This is a genomic window from Streptomyces sp. NBC_00028 (assembly GCF_045041065.1).
Taxonomy (GTDB): Bacteria; Actinomycetota; Actinomycetes; order Streptomycetales; family Streptomycetaceae; genus Streptomyces.
The window spans coordinates 5420597-5434496 of sequence record NZ_CP108293.1 but is presented as its reverse complement, the minus strand read 5'-3'; the positions used below and the strand labels follow the sequence as shown (position 1 = coordinate 5434496).

Genomic DNA, 13900 nt, shown 5'->3' with positions numbered 1-13900 from the left:
CCTGGCTCATCAGGGGGCGGGCTCCTTGCGTACCGCCTTACAGGAACGCCAGATCCACGATCCCGAACGACGCCGCGGCCACGATCGCCGCCGCCGGCATCGTGATGAACCAGCCGAGGACGATGTTCTTCGCGACTCCCCAGCGCACGGCGTTCACCCGCTTCGTCGCGCCGACGCCCATGATCGCGGAGGTGATGACATGGGTCGTGGAGATCGGCGCCTTGAAGAGGAACGCGGTGGTGAACATGATCGACGCACCGGTCGTCTCCGCGGCGAACCCCTGTGGCGGGTCCAGCTCGATGATCTTCCGGCCCAGCGTCCGCATGATCCGCCATCCACCGGCGTACGTACCGAGCGACAGCATCACGGCGCACACGATCTTCACCCACACCGGGATCGGATCGCCGTAGTCCTCGACATCGGCGATGACCAGCGCCATCACCACGATGCCCATGGTCTTCTGCGCGTCCTGCAGACCGTGCCCGAGCGCCATACCGGCCGCCGAGACGGTCTGCGCGATCCGGAAACCGCGCTTGGCCTTGTGCGGGTTGGCCCGCCGGAAGATCCACATGATCGCGGTCATCACCAGGTAACCGGCGATGAGACCGACGAACGGCGAGACGAACATCGGGATGACGACCTTCTCCAGCACCCCGTGCCAGTAGACCGTCGTACCGCCCGCGAGCGCCGCCCCCACCATGCCGCCGAACAGCGCGTGCGAGGAGGACGAGGGCAGCCCGAAGTACCAGGTGATGAGGTTCCAGGTGATCGCACCGACGAGCGCGGCGAAGAGGATGCCCATCCCCTTCGAGCCCTCGGGCGTCTCGATCAGTCCCTCGCTGACGGTCTTGGCCACGCCGCTGCCCAGGAAGGCACCGGCGAGGTTCATCACCGCGGCCATCGCCAGGGCCGCACGCGGGGTGAGCGCCCGGGTCGAGACGGACGTCGCGATCGCGTTCGCCGAGTCGTGGAAGCCGTTGGTGTAGGTGAATCCGAGCGCGACGCCAATGGTCACGATCAGTGCAAAGGTGTCCATGAAGGGCTCAGGACTCCTTGACCGCGATGGTCTCCACCGTGTTGGCCACGTGCTCGAAGGCGTCCGCCGCCTCCTCCAGCACATCCACGATCTGCTTCAGCTTCAGCACCTCGATGGCGTCGTACTTGCCGTTGAAGAGCTGGGCCAGCAGCTTGCGGTGGATCTGGTCGGCCTGGTTCTCCAGGCGGTTGACCTCGATCCAGTACTCGGTGAGGTTGTCCATGGTCCGCAGATTGGGCATGGCCTCGGCGGTCAGCTCCGCCGCCCGCGCCAGCACCTCGATCTGCTGCTCGACGCCCTTGGGAAGTTCCTCGACGTTGTAGAGGACGACCAGGTCGACGGCCTCCTCCATGAAGTCCATGATGTCGTCGAGGGAGGACGCGAGGTTGTAGATGTCCTCACGGTCGAACGGCGTGATGAACGAGGAGTTCAGCTGGTGGAAGATCGCGTGTGTGGCGTCGTCACCAGCGTGTTCCGCGGCCCGCATACGCTCTGCGATCTCGGCCCGGCCGGCGGTGTCCGCCCCGAGCAGTTCCATGAGGAGCTTCGAGCCCGTGACGATGTTGTCCGCGGATGCGGCGAACATGTCATAGAAGCTCGTCTCCCTGGGGGTCAGACGGAAGCGCACAAGGGGTCCTCGGGGTGCATCGGTTTCGGTCAGGCTGATGCTAAGTGCATCATCCGGCCACGGCTAATGGGCCGTCCCCCAGTGTCGCCCATCAGGCAGAGTGGTCGGCACGGGGGCCTTCCGCCTGCCCTATACCCAGCAAAGTTCGGTACGATATACCCAGTAGGGGTATATACCTGTCCGGAACTGTGGAGGACGCGATGACGACGACCGAGGCCGGCGCCACGGCTCCCTCCGAGCCGGTGACCGAAAACGTCACCCACGGTTACCACAAGCAGAAGGACGAGCACCTCAAGCGCCTGCGCCGGATCGAAGGCCAGATCCGCGGCCTCCAGCGCATGGTCGAGGAGGACGTCTACTGCATCGACATACTCACGCAGGTGTCCGCCTCCACCAAGGCCCTGCAGTCCTTCGCCCTGCAGCTGCTGGAGGAGCACCTGCGCCACTGCGTCGCCGACGCGGCCCTCAAGGGCGGCGACGAGATCGACGCGAAGGTGGAAGAGGCCACGAAGGCGATCGCCCGCATGATGCGGACCTGACCGAGCGGGGTGAGGGGCAGGCCTCTCCCGCCGCTCAGCGGCCGGAGGCCTCGCGCTCCTCGGCCACTTTCAGCACCTCGTCGATGCTCTCCAGACTGAGCCGGTCCTGGGCGGCCGACGCCGCGATGATCAGCTCTCCGCACAGCTCGATCTCGGCGAGGGCCACGTGGTCCTGAACTGCCGTACCGCCGACCGGAGCCACGTGCATCACCTCTTCTCTGCCGTCACCGCTTCCTAGAGTAGGGAGCGGTCTACACACCGCGCATGGCACGGACGGGCTAGTTCTTGACGCCCGTCACGACCGCTCGCCCCCGGCCCGGCCCCCGGTTCACTCCTCCGCGATCTTCCCGGCGTAGATGTCATCACCGTCCGGCAGGCGTACGTCGACGGCGACCCCGAAGTCGAACAGCAAGGTCGTCGACGCCACGGCGACGGTGCCCTGCCGCTGCCCGTTGACGAAGCTGAACCGGTGTCTGACCTTGCGGATGCGCCCGTCGTCGTCGAGGTACACGTCGAAGGGAACGCGCGCCGTGGCGAACCCTTTCGCCGCCGCCCCCAGCGATGCCTTGTTCCCGTCGGTCGCCCCCCGCGCGGCGACGGTGAGATCGGCGACTCCGCGATAGTGCCGAACGGCGATCCCGGCCACGTCCGACTTCCCCACGTACGTCGCCGTCCGCGCCCCGCGCAGCAACTCGGCGGCGGCGAACGGGTCGGTGGCACCGCCGGTGACCAGGTTCCCGTCCGAGAGGCCGGCGGTGTCGACGCGGACCCACTTGTCCGCGGGGACGCCGGCACCCCGGTTCTTCATGAACAGGGCCCCGGGAGCGAGCAGTTCGGTGATCGGCCGATGCTCGCTCTGCCCGGCCGGGTCCTGCGGCAGCAGCACCTTCAACTGCCCGATCTGCCGCCGGTAGTCATAGACGCCCTCGCCCCGGATGGTGACGCGGGTCCCGCCGGTGGCCATCTCCATGGACGTCCGGGCCTTCGAACTCCCGGCCTCCACAAGGCGACCGGCGGCGGCGTGCAGCGCGGCGACGGGATCACCGCCCCGCGCGTCCTGATCGGTGTCACTGCCGGCGCACCCACTGACCCCGCACCAGACCATGACCCCCGCGACGACCGCCCCGCCGACCCTGTGCTGCCGCTCCGCCATCGCCTGCCTCCGTCACGGACCCCCTGTCGCTCCCCTTAACGACGGGTCCGTGGGGCCGTCACGCATACCGCCCCTTTACCCGGCCTCGGTAACGTTGTCTCCGTGGCGCAGCAGGACAGGGTCCCCCCACCCGCAGACCCCCAGGAACACCTCACGACAACGGTCGACCAGGGCCGCTTCTGCACAGCCCGCTGCACCTGCGGCTGGCGCGGCCCGGCAAGAAGAGCAAGAAGCCAGGCAAGGACAGACGCCCAGAACCATCTGCCGACGTAGCCACAGCGCCCTGAAGGGGCGCAGGGAACTGCCCGACCAGCCACAGCGGCGCCGCAGACCATCCACGACCCACCGCCACACTTCCCACGGAGCACTTAACTGCGGGCAGTCATGCCGCAGGGACAGCACCCTGAAGCAGCGCAGGGAACTGCCCGACCAGCCACAGCAGCGCCGCAGACGATCCACGACCCACCGCCACACTTCCCACGGAGCACTTAGCCGCGGGCAGTCATGCCGCAGGCACAGCGCCCTGAAGGGGCGCAGGGAACTGCCCGACCAGCCACAGCAGCGCCGCAGACGATCCACGACCCACCGCCACACTTCCCACGGAGCACTTAGCCGCGGGCAGTCATGCCGCAGGGACAGCGCCCTAAAGGGGCGCAGGGAACTGCCCGACCAGCCACAGCGGCGCCGCAGACGATCCACGACCCACCGCCACACTTCCCGCGGAGCGCTTAGCTGCGGGCAGTCGTGCCGCTGGGGCGGCACGGGTGGGCGCAGCGGCACCCCGCCAGCGCGGGGCGAGCGACACCCCGGCACGTCGGCCCCGACTCCGTGCACCATGGAACCCCGGCCACCCGCACCCCGTCTCGTTCCACGAGAGCTACGACAGCCACGACAGCCGACCCGAGGCCACGGAGGGCACGCACCATGGAACGCCGTACGTTCGTCGCAGGCGGCGTAGCCGCACTAGCCACGGTCACCACAGCCGCCTGCACCGGCAACGACTCCGCCAACGCGGCCCAGACCACCACCGCCTCCGGCACAGCCGCCGCCACGTCCGCCGCCCTCCCCACCGCCCCCGCCAACTGGACCGCCCTCGCCCAGGACCTCGACGGCCCCCTCCTGCGCCCCGGCGACACCAACTGGCCCGCGGCCCACCAGCTCTACAACACCCGCTTCGACTCCCTGAAGCCCACCGCCGTCGCCTACGTCGCCCACACCGACGACATCCGCACCACCCTCGCCTACGCCCGCGCCCACCACCTCAAGGTCGCGATCCGCAACGGCGGCCACTCTTACGCGGGTTGGTCCTCCGGCACCGGCCGTCTGATCATCGACGTGTCGAAGCTCAACAAGATCAGGTCCAGCGGCGGCACCGCGGTCGTCGGCGCCGGCTCCAAGCTCATCGACGTCTACCGCGCGCTCACCGCGAAGGGCGTCACCATCCCCGCCGGCTCCTGCCCCACCGTCGGCGTCTCCGGCCTCACCCTCGGCGGCGGCCACGGAGTCGTCTCCCGTGCCTACGGCCTGACCTGCGACAGCCTCACCCAGGCCACGATCATCACCGCAGACGGCAAGCAGCTCACAGCCAACGCCACCACCAACAAAGACCTCTTCTGGGCCCTGCGCGGCGCAGGCAACGGCAACTTCGGCATCGTCACGGAACTCCAGTTCAAGACCCACCCGGCCCCACAGGCGGTGACCGGTTATCTCTCCTGGCCCTGGTCGAAGGCGGCCGCGGTCGTCAAGGCCTGGCAGGAGTGGGGTCCGGACCAGCCGGACGAGATCTGGTCGTCCCTGCACCTGGCGGGCACGACCGGCGGCTACACCACGATCAACGTCGCCGCCTTCTCCCTCGGCACCTACGGCGAGCTCCAGAACGCGGTCGACCGCCTCGCCGACAAGGTGGGCGCCCCCGCGAGCAGCGTCTCCCTGCGCCGCCGCTCCTACGAGGAGGCGATGGAGATCTACGCCGGCTGCTCCTCCTTCGCCACCGACGCCCAGTGCCATCTGCCCGGCAAGACCCCCGGCCGCTCCCCGCAGGGCGCGCTCAACCGGGAGACGTACGCCGCGAAGTCGGACTTCTTCGACCGCTCGCTCTCCACGGCCGGCATCCAGGCCCTGCTGAAGCAGATGGAGACGGTCCGGGGCGGCTCCGGCAGCATCGCGCTGACCGCGCTCGGCGGGGCGGTCAACCGCGTCTCCCCGACGGCCACGGCGTTCGTCCACCGCCGCTCCCGCATGCTGGCCCAGTACATCGTGTCCTGGCGGGCGGGCACGTCCGGCGCCACCGGCCAGTCCTGGCTGACCGCGGCGCACGACGCGATGAAGCCGTACGCGTCGGGTGCGGCGTACCAGAACTACACGGACCCGACGCTGACGAACTGGCGGAAGGCCTACTACGGCGACGCGGCGACCCGGCTGGCGACGCTGAAGAAGCAGTACGACCCGCAGGGGTTCTTCACGTTCCCGCAGGCGCTCTGAGCGACCGGGTCAGGCCGCGAGGTCCCGCTCCTCGGCGCCGGAGTCCTTCCGCGCGCCGGGGACGACGGCGCCCTGGCCGCCGTACGCCGAGGACTTCCTCGACCGGATCAGCCATCCGGCCCGCGGCGATCGCTCGATCGCCTTGGTCAGGGGGGTGAGCAGGGCCATGGCCAGCGGGGAGAGGAGGAGGGCGACGGCGGTGCCGAGGGCGAGGCCGCCGAGGACGTCGGTCGGGTAGTGGACGCCCATATAGACCCGGCAGAAGCCTTCGAGCAGGGCGAGCAGGATGCCGGCGACGCCGAACTTCCGGTTGGCGACGAACAGTCCGACGGCGAGTGCCATGGTGATCGTGGCGTGATCACTCACGAACGAGTAGTCGGTCTTGCCGCTGACCAGGACCTCCAGGCCGTCGTGGTCGACGAACGGCCTCGGCCGCTCCACGAATCCTCGTATCGGCACGTTGATCAGGACGGCGACGCCCGCGGCCAGCGGTGCCCACAGGAGGGCGGCCACGGACGGTGCGGCGTCCTCGCCGCCGCGCCGGCGCACGGACAGCCAGCACCACAGCACCAGCAGGACGGTGGCGAGCAGGATGCCGTACTCCCCGACGAACTCCATGACCCGGTCGAACCAGTGCGGTGCGTCCTTGGCCAGGCCGTTGATGTCGTAGAGCAGCTCGACGTCGGGGTTCGACCCGGATGCGGCGAGTCCAGCCATGGTGCTGTGGCCCCTTCGTCGTCGTTCTCGGCCCCCGTGGATGTAGATCCGATGTGCGTTCGGCTACGACAACAGGAACGCACGGTCCCCGTTAATACGTTCCACACTCCACTGAATGATCACGCAGACGTTATCGAAGAGAGACACGTCGCCGCAGCTCAGGGGGTAGGTTCACAGCCCGTTCAGACCGTCGTCGGGAGCGCTTTCGCGCCATCTTCGGTGACGCGGGTGGCTCCGAAGTAGTCAGGGGTGTCGATCGGGTCGAACCGGATCACAGCACCCGTTCTCGGGGCGTCGATCATGTACCCACCACCGACATAAATCCCCACATGCCGGATGGTGCGGGAGTTGGTGAGGTCGTCCGAGAAGAAGACCAGATCGCCCGGCAGCAGCTCGTCCCTGGCCGGATGCGGACCCGCGTTCCACTGGTCGTTGGCGACGCGCGGCAGCGTGACCCCGACACTCTCGTAGGCGGCCTTCGTCAGCCCCGAGCAGTCGAACCGCCCCCCGTCCTGAGCAGTACCGTCACCGCCCCACAGGTAGGGCGTGCCGAGTTTGTTCTGCGCGTAGGTGATCGCGGCGGCGGCCTGCTTGGACGGGTCGACGCGGGTGACGGGAGCCGCGAAGCTCTCCTCCAGCGTCGTGATCGTCTTCACGTAGTTCTGGGTCTCCTTGTACGGCGGTACGCCCCCGTACTTGATGACCGCGTAGGCGCCCGCGTTGTAGGACGCGAGCATGTTCCTCGTGGCGTCCCCGGGGACGTCCTTCACGTACGAGGCGAGCTTGCAGTCGTAGGACGCGGCCGATGGAATCGCGTCATTCGGATCCCATACGTCACGGTCGCCGTCCCCGTCACCGTCGATGCCGTGCGTGGCCCAGGTCCCCGGGATGAATTGCGCTATCCCCTGCGCGGCCGCCGGGCTCTGCGCCTTCGGGTTGAACCCGCTCTCCTGGTACAGCTGGGCGGCGAGCAGGGCCGGGTTGATGGCGGTGCACAGGTTGCCCCACTTCTGGACCAGCCCCGAATAGGCGGCCGGCACAGCGCCCTTGGCCAGCGCCTTCGTCGCGCCCCCGACCCCGTTGGCCAGGTTCCCCGCGGCGACGTAGACCCCCACCACGAGCAGCATCACGAAGCTCAGCCCCGCCCCGAGAGCGGCACCCGCCACGAGCCACGCCTTACGCACCGTCAACCGCCCCTCACCGACCGGGAGTCCGCCCCGGTCAGTTTAGGAGCTTCCCCCGAGGAATCCGCGGCAACCGACCGACTCACAACCCGTCGGGCCGCCGCCGACGCGGACGGCGTCGTAGGCCTTACCGCTCCTTGACGGTGACGAGCCATCTGCCGGGCGACCGCGCGAGACACCCCATCGGTCAGTCGGCCGCCCGGCGGTACAACGCCGCGGCCTCGTGCCCCAGAACGACGCTGTACGAGATGTCGTCCGTGGCCCCGCCCTCCTCGTGCCCACCCAGCACCCCGACGACCTGCCCGTCCCCGTTCACCCACGGGCTGCCGCTCGTCCCGCCGCTGAAGTCGGGGCAGTCGATGCGCTGTTGCGTACGGCTGTGCGCGACCGGCTTGTCGGTGCAGCGGACGGGCACCTCACGGGAGTTGGGGTACCCGGTGACGCTCACGGCGGTGGCGCCGGTGGCGGTGCCGGGGGTGAAGCGGTTCCCGCCGACGACGTCCTCGATGTCCCGGCCCTGCCGCTCGGCGACCGTCGCGAAGGCCACGTCACTGTCCTCGTCCCACCCGTCGGGCAGGACGCGCCCGGTGACCCGCCATCTCCCGTACGGCGCCGCGCCGTTCCGGTAGCCCGGCACGAACACGAGGTCGTCCTCGTCGCCGTCGAGACAGTGGGCGGCGGTCACGAGGAGATTCCGGCGCGCGCTGTGCACCACGGACGCCGTGCAGAAATGCTCACCGCCCGTGAACAACGCCCCGACTCTCACCGTCTCCACACCCGCTGCCGCGACGACGGTGACTCCAAAGGGGCCCGGCCCGTCGTCGGCGGCCGCCTCGGAGGCGGAGGTGACGGCGAGCAGCACAAGGGCGACACAGAGGGGCATGTGCTTCATCAGAACCACTGTGACCGACAAAGGTGAGAGCAGCATCAGGACCGCTCCGACCCCGGGACCGTGCCCCGGGAGGCCGCTGGCCCCAGGCGTCAGCCGCTACCCCGAGGCCCGTGCCGCAGGAGGGCGCTGACCCGCGCGCTGGGGCCTGTCCGGCGGATCAGGTCGCAGGAAAGCGGCGGCACTGCATTGACGCCGGTGAGCGGGGGCGATGGGAGTCGTCAACCGACGACAACGCCGCAGGCCGGCGTGCCAGACCCCGCGTCTGCGGCATGATCCGCCGGAGACGGCCTAGCCCCGTACAGCCGCCTCCAGCGGGAACCGCACCCCCGTCATCTCCTCCGACACCACCCACAGCCGCCGCGCGGCCACCGTGTCGCTCGCCGCGCGGGAGCGGCTCACCAGCGTCGGCGCGCCCCGCCACTCACCCAGCCCGTCCGGGCCGGCATAGCTCGCGCCGGGGATGTCCTCGGTCGCCGCGAACAGCGTGGGCAGGGCACCCGCCCGGTCGTCCTGGGCCATCAGCCTGTTGCCGATCGCCATCCCCAGCCGCATCAGCGCACTGGCGTGGTGGCTCTGGAGGTTCGTGGCGGCCCAGCCGGGGTGGGCGGCGGTGGCGCGGACGGAGGAACCCGCTTCCGTCAGGCGCCGCTGGAGTTCCAGCAGGAACAACAGGTTCGCCAGCTTGGACTGGGCGTAGGCGCGGGTGGGGCTGTAGTGCGAGGTCAGGTTCACATCATCGAAGTGGATCTTCTGGTCACCGAGCCGATGCGCGCTCGACGCCACCGTGACCACCCGGTCCGTGACATACGGCAGGAGCAGGTTCGTCAGCGCGAAGTGCCCCAGGTGGTTGGTGCCGAACTGCATCTCGAAGCCGTCCCGCGTCCGCTGCTCGGGCAGCATCATCACGCCCGCGTTGTTGATCAGCAGGCTCAGCGGCCGGCCTTCCCAGCCGTCGGCGAACTCCCGCACGGAGGAGAGGTCCGCGAGGTCGAGCCGCCGCACCTCGGTGCTGCCGTTCACGCTCGCCGCCGCGGCCCGCCCGCGCTCCACGTCCCGTACGGCGAACACGACGTGCGCGCCCGCCCGGGCCAGCCCTTCCGCGGTACGGAGCCCGAGGCCGCTGTTGGCTCCCGTGACGACGGCCGTCCGGCCCGCGAGGTCAGGGAGGTGGGTCAGGTTCCATGCGTTCTGCTTCTCAGCCATGACCTCAATGTAGGCGTTGCCAACAATGCTGTCAATGACAACAATGATGACGGCGCCAACATGCGGATACGATGATGCCCATGTCCATGAGCCGCCCCTACCACCACGGAGACCTGCGCTCAGCGCTGCTCACCGCCGCCGAACGCACCCTGCGCGACAAGGGCGCCGCCGCGCTGTCACTGCGCGAGCTGGCCCGGGACATCGGGGTCAGTCACGCCGCCCCCGGCCGGCACTTCAAGGACAAGCAGGCCCTCCTCGACGCCCTGGCGCTCGACGGCTACGACCGCCTCCTCCAGGCCCTCACCACCGCCGACGACGCCACGCTCCCGCTCCAGCCCCGCCTCACCGTGCTCACCCGGGCCTATCTGCGGTTCGCCACCGACAACGCAGCGCTGATCGAGCTCATGTACTCCCTCAAGCACGACCCGGACGCCTCCGAGCAGATGGCCGCGGCGGCCGAGCGCACGGTGGGATCCCTGGCGGCGATCGTCGCGGCGGCCCAGGAGCGCGGCGAGATCATCGAGGGCGACCCGGCCATGCTCACCCTCACCGTGGGCGCCGCGCTGCACGGCATCGCCACCTTCGCGGCCAACGGCCACACCGACGCCCAGGCGGCCGTCGACGCGGTCGACACCCTCGTACATCTCCTGCTGCACGGCCTGTTGCCCCGATAGCCACTTGTTGTGCGTGTGCTGTGCGCACAGTCAAGGCACAGCCAACACACGGCCATCGGGCCGCCATTGATCAGTAAGCCCCCACGCCCCTGAGTCATGCGGAAGTCAGAGTTCCGCAACGCGTCTTGTTGTCACGTACTCAACAAGGGGATGGTCTACGCGGGTCGCCGCCCCCACCGGGAACCACACCGGTGGTCCCCCACCGCAGGCCTCTGCAACCCCACTTACAGGAGGCTGTACGTTGCGTACGCCCAACACCCCCCATATGTCCGGCAGATGGCGCAAGGCGGGCTCCGCCGCCGCGGCCACCACCGCCCTCCTCCTCGCCGGCCTCGGCACCGCCGCCCAGGCCCACGCGGACACCACCCCCCACAAGGCAAGCCCCTCGGCCGTCGCCGCCCAGGTCGCCAAGGCGCATGTGCGGTACGAGAGTTCATGCGCAGCGACCCCCAAGAAGGGCTACGCCGCCTGCAACGCGCTCCGCGTCACCGCGGGCACCACGGCGTACATGGAGAAGCAGGCCGCGCTGAAGGGCGCGACCCCCAAGTCCCTCAAGCCGAAGGCCACTTCCGCCACTCCCACCGGCTACGGCCCGAGCGACCTCCAGTCCGCCTACGGCCTGACGTCCGCGTCCGCCTCGAACGGCTCCGGCGAGACCATCGCGATCGTCGACGCGTACGACGACCCCAACGCCGCCGCTGACCTGGCCACTTACCGCTCGTACTACGGCCTCCCGGCCTGCACGACGGCCAACGGCTGCTTCAAGAAGGTCAGCCAGACCGGCTCCACGACCTCCCTGCCCACCACCGACAGCGGCTGGGCCGGCGAGATCTCCCTCGACCTCGACATGGTCTCGGCGATCGCCCCGAACGCCAACATCCTCCTCGTGGAGGCGAAGTCGTCGAGCATGGCCAACCTGGGCACGGCCGTGAACGAGGCGGTGAAGCTCGGCGCGAAGTTCGTATCGAACTCCTACGGCGGCAGCGAGTCGTCGAGTGACACCTCGTACGACTCCTCGTACTTCAACCACCCCGGCGTAGCCATCACGGTCAGTGCCGGCGACGAGGGCTACGGCGCCGAGTACCCGGCCGCGTCCAAGTACGTGACGGCGGTCGGCGGCACCAAGCTCTCCACCTCCTCCACCAGCCGCGGTTGGACGGAGTCCGTCTGGAACACCAGCAGCACCGAGGGCACCGGCTCCGGCTGCGCCTCGTACGACGCGAAGCCGACCTGGCAGACCGACACGACCTGCACCAAGCGCATGATCGCCGACGTCTCGGCCGTCGCCGACCCCGCCACGGGCGTCTCCGTCTACGACTCCTACGGCTCCGACGGCACCGGCTGGAACACCTACGGCGGCACCAGCGCCTCGGCCCCCATCATCGCGTCGGTGTACGCCCTCGCGGGCACGCCCGGCAGCAGCGACTACCCCGCGTCCTACCCCTACGCGGCGGCAGGCACCTCAGCCCTCAACGACGTCACGTCCGGCAACAACGGCACCTGCACCACGAGCTACTACTGCACCGCCAGGTCGGGCTACGACGGCCCGACCGGCTGGGGCACCCCGGCGGGAGTGACCGCCTTCACCGGCTGAGCGGTACCGGTATCGCCGTACCGACACCGGTACGGATACTGAGGGACGGGCTGTGGCGACGAGCCGCGGCCCGTTCGTCCGTCATGGCCGATACCCACGGGGGAGCTCACATGAAGCGCACACTCGCAGCCCTTGCCACCGTCGCCGTACTCGCCGCACCGCTGCTGACAGCCTGCGGCAGCGACTCGAAGCCCGTCACCGGCACCGTCGTCGGCAAGGACACGGACAACGAGTGCAAGACGAAGCGGAAGAACGGCAAGAAGACCCGCAGCTGCCACACCGAGTACGAACTGACGGTCCGTACGAAGAGCGGAGACGAGGAAGAAGTCGACGTCAGCAGCAGCGCATACGACTCCTGCGCCGAGGGAGCCACCTACCCCAAGTGCACGACGCGCTAGCGATCACGCGCCGCGTCATGCCGCTCCGCGGCCACCCGCAGCAGGACCGCGCGAAGCGCCTCACGGCTGCGCCCACGGGTCTTGACGGCATGACAGTTCGGGCAGAGGGCCACCATCTGACTCGGATGATCACGTCCGCCGAGGGCGAGATCCACGACGTGATCGACCTCGAGTATCGGATTCCTCGCATCGGTCACGTCATCGGGCTGCCCGGCACAGCCCGGGTTCTCACACCGACCCCCACTGCGGCTCAGCACCGCCTTGCGAGCCCACGCCGAGCGCAGGGGGTCGCGGATGACGCGGGCGACCCGCCGACCGCCGTTCCGGTCATCCTGCCGCTCGGCGTTCCGGCACAGCCGCTCGTAGCGAGCCGCGTCAAGGAGCCACGGCTCGGGCCCGTCGTCGGCCACCTGGTCGTCGTACAGCCCGAGTTCGGTGAGGAGCGGACCGGGGTCGAGGTCCTCGAAGAACCTGGACAACAACTCCTCGATCACACAGAGGCGGGTCTCACCGGAGCGCCGGAGCAGCTCATGAACCGACTCGGGGAGCCCGCCGAGGGGTTGCCGGTCCGCGAACCAGTTCCGCAGCCCCACGTCACCGTGAGCGCTCGGCACCGCGCCTTCATGCCCCCGCAGTTCCCAGAGCCCGGCGCGGTACAGCGCCGCGACGGGATAGTCCGGACGCGGCCGCTCGCCCCGGGCCCCGTACCGTTCCAGAAGAGAGCCGACGGCTGCTTCCGTCTCGCGCCAGGACACCAGACGGCTCTCGCCACGCCGGGCGCGTCCGATGGCCCACAGCAGCGTGATCGGCTGATACAGGGCCGGGCGCCCGGAGGAGCGGTTCACCTTCAACCGGCCGACGGCGTCGACGAGGCCGGCTGAGGCGACAGCGGCTGACGTGGCATCAGCGAGCGCGGCGGATGCGGCATTTTGCGCCAACTCCGGCGCGGCCTGCCGCCCGCCGCCCTCCTCCATGCTGTAGCCGAGGCTCTTCAGCAGCCTCACCGCATGCTCGGCGCCGCCCGAGAAGTCCTTCGCCGCCAGCGGCTCCCGCCCCGGCAGAAAGCCGTGTGCGGCGCCGACGACGGCCTTGGAGTCGTACTGCCTGCCCTCGTGCGAAAGCAGGTAACGACGGGCAGGCCGAAAGCCGTACCGCTGAAGGAAGAGATCACGTCCCAGCCGATCGCACTCCTCGATCGCCTTCGCCACCTCGGAGCGGGTTATGTCACTCAGCGCCATGCCCGGAACAGTAGGGGGAGATAGCCTTCACCCGCAGAACATGGGTGCCACAAGCGCACCAGCTCGTAAGAGGGGCTAACGACGGAACCACACGACAGGTTCCGCTCAGGCCTCATTGCCCGGCGTGACCTGCCGTGATACACAGAGTAATCGGACGAGTACC

At 69.4% G+C, this 13900-nt stretch carries 14 protein-coding genes; 5 read left to right on the top strand and 9 right to left on the bottom strand.

Annotation, left to right across the window (positions count from 1 at the left end):
- Window positions 1-37: 37 nt before the first annotated feature.
- Both OG885_RS24485 and OG885_RS24480 read right to left on the bottom strand, forming a co-directional pair.
- Complete coding sequence (locus OG885_RS24485) at window positions 38-1036, bottom strand: anion permease (RefSeq protein ID WP_399962578.1); 999 nt, start codon at window positions 1034-1036, stop codon at window positions 38-40.
- A 7-nt stretch (window positions 1037-1043) separates the two neighbouring features.
- On the bottom strand, window positions 1044-1664 hold the full coding sequence (locus OG885_RS24480; protein WP_059195745.1) for a DUF47 domain-containing protein: 621 nt from the start codon (window positions 1662-1664) through the stop codon (window positions 1044-1046).
- A 200-nt stretch (window positions 1665-1864) separates the two neighbouring features.
- On the opposite strand from OG885_RS24480, the gene OG885_RS24475 reads away from it, so the two are divergent.
- Window positions 1865-2203, top strand: a complete 339-nt coding sequence (locus tag OG885_RS24475) for a metal-sensitive transcriptional regulator (RefSeq protein WP_329337497.1) — start codon at window positions 1865-1867, stop codon at window positions 2201-2203.
- A 34-nt stretch (window positions 2204-2237) separates the two neighbouring features.
- Here OG885_RS24475 and OG885_RS24470 read toward each other — a convergent pair whose 3' ends face one another.
- Both OG885_RS24470 and OG885_RS24465 read right to left on the bottom strand, forming a co-directional pair.
- Window positions 2238-2411, bottom strand: a complete 174-nt coding sequence (locus OG885_RS24470) for a hypothetical protein (RefSeq protein WP_399962576.1) — start codon at window positions 2409-2411, stop codon at window positions 2238-2240.
- A 120-nt stretch (window positions 2412-2531) separates the two neighbouring features.
- On the bottom strand, window positions 2532-3356 hold the full coding sequence (locus OG885_RS24465) for a hypothetical protein (protein ID WP_405734990.1): 825 nt from the start codon (window positions 3354-3356) through the stop codon (window positions 2532-2534).
- A 924-nt stretch (window positions 3357-4280) separates the two neighbouring features.
- Between OG885_RS24465 and OG885_RS24460 the strand changes: the two genes are divergently transcribed.
- On the top strand, window positions 4281-5837 hold the full coding sequence (locus tag OG885_RS24460) for an FAD-binding oxidoreductase (protein WP_405734988.1): 1557 nt from the start codon (window positions 4281-4283) through the stop codon (window positions 5835-5837).
- A gap of 9 nt (window positions 5838-5846) precedes the next feature.
- Here the strand turns inward: OG885_RS24460 and OG885_RS24455 are convergent, their stop codons facing one another.
- The 4 genes from OG885_RS24455 to OG885_RS24440 all read right to left on the bottom strand — a co-directional run bounded on the left by OG885_RS24455 (window position 5847) and on the right by OG885_RS24440 (window position 9833).
- Complete coding sequence (locus OG885_RS24455; protein WP_405734986.1) at window positions 5847-6554, bottom strand: phosphatase PAP2 family protein; 708 nt, start codon at window positions 6552-6554, stop codon at window positions 5847-5849.
- A gap of 182 nt (window positions 6555-6736) precedes the next feature.
- Window positions 6737-7744, bottom strand: coding sequence for an NlpC/P60 family protein (locus OG885_RS24450; RefSeq protein WP_405734984.1), 1008 nt, complete (start codon window positions 7742-7744; stop codon window positions 6737-6739).
- Window positions 7745-7925: 181 nt separating this feature from the next.
- The gene (locus OG885_RS24445) at window positions 7926-8630 is read right to left on the bottom strand and encodes a trypsin-like serine peptidase (RefSeq protein WP_405734982.1); all 705 of its coding nucleotides are present in this window, start codon (window positions 8628-8630) and stop codon (window positions 7926-7928) included.
- A gap of 288 nt (window positions 8631-8918) precedes the next feature.
- A complete protein-coding gene (locus OG885_RS24440) occupies window positions 8919-9833 on the bottom strand; it encodes an oxidoreductase (RefSeq protein WP_405734980.1) in 915 nt (304 codons plus the stop codon).
- Window positions 9834-9904: 71 nt separating this feature from the next.
- On the opposite strand from OG885_RS24440, the gene OG885_RS24435 reads away from it, so the two are divergent.
- The 3 genes from OG885_RS24435 (at window position 9905) to OG885_RS24425 (ending at window position 12499) form a co-directional block, all read left to right on the top strand.
- Entirely contained in the window at window positions 9905-10507 is a 603-nt protein-coding gene (locus OG885_RS24435; protein WP_405734978.1) for a TetR/AcrR family transcriptional regulator, read from the top strand.
- 265 nt (window positions 10508-10772) lie between these two features.
- Complete coding sequence (locus OG885_RS24430) at window positions 10773-12101, top strand: peptidase S8 (protein ID WP_405734976.1); 1329 nt, start codon at window positions 10773-10775, stop codon at window positions 12099-12101.
- 110 nt (window positions 12102-12211) lie between these two features.
- A complete protein-coding gene (locus OG885_RS24425) occupies window positions 12212-12499 on the top strand; it encodes a hypothetical protein (protein WP_405734974.1) in 288 nt (95 codons plus the stop codon).
- Here the strand turns inward: OG885_RS24425 and OG885_RS24420 are convergent.
- Entirely contained in the window at window positions 12496-13737 is a 1242-nt protein-coding gene (locus OG885_RS24420) for an HNH endonuclease signature motif containing protein (RefSeq protein ID WP_405734972.1), read from the bottom strand. The genes OG885_RS24425 and OG885_RS24420 overlap by 4 nt on opposite strands.
- Between the last annotated feature and the right edge of the window lie 163 nt (window positions 13738-13900).

Excerpts from the sequence above, each read along its gene's own strand:
- OG885_RS24460 (WP_405734988.1), top strand. The coding sequence starts at position 4,281 with ATGGAACGCCGTACGTTCGTCGCAGGCGGCGTAGCCGCACTAGCCACG.
- OG885_RS24440 (WP_405734980.1), bottom strand. The coding sequence starts at position 9,833 with ATGGCTGAGAAGCAGAACGCATGGAACCTGACCCACCTCCCTGACCTC.
- OG885_RS24420 (WP_405734972.1), bottom strand. The coding sequence starts at position 13,737 with ATGGCGCTGAGTGACATAACCCGCTCCGAGGTGGCGAAGGCGATCGAG.
- OG885_RS24475 (WP_329337497.1), top strand. The coding sequence starts at position 1,865 with ATGACGACGACCGAGGCCGGCGCCACGGCTCCCTCCGAGCCGGTGACC.
- OG885_RS24435 (WP_405734978.1), top strand. The coding sequence starts at position 9,905 with ATGATGCCCATGTCCATGAGCCGCCCCTACCACCACGGAGACCTGCGC.
- OG885_RS24430 (WP_405734976.1), top strand. The coding sequence starts at position 10,773 with ATGTCCGGCAGATGGCGCAAGGCGGGCTCCGCCGCCGCGGCCACCACC.
- OG885_RS24425 (WP_405734974.1), top strand. The coding sequence starts at position 12,212 with ATGAAGCGCACACTCGCAGCCCTTGCCACCGTCGCCGTACTCGCCGCA.
- OG885_RS24485 (WP_399962578.1), bottom strand. The coding sequence starts at position 1,036 with ATGGACACCTTTGCACTGATCGTGACCATTGGCGTCGCGCTCGGATTC.
- OG885_RS24455 (WP_405734986.1), bottom strand. The coding sequence starts at position 6,554 with ATGGCTGGACTCGCCGCATCCGGGTCGAACCCCGACGTCGAGCTGCTC.
- OG885_RS24465 (WP_405734990.1), bottom strand. The coding sequence starts at position 3,356 with ATGGCGGAGCGGCAGCACAGGGTCGGCGGGGCGGTCGTCGCGGGGGTC.
- OG885_RS24445 (WP_405734982.1), bottom strand. The coding sequence starts at position 8,630 with ATGAAGCACATGCCCCTCTGTGTCGCCCTTGTGCTGCTCGCCGTCACC.
- OG885_RS24470 (WP_399962576.1), bottom strand. The coding sequence starts at position 2,411 with ATGCACGTGGCTCCGGTCGGCGGTACGGCAGTTCAGGACCACGTGGCC.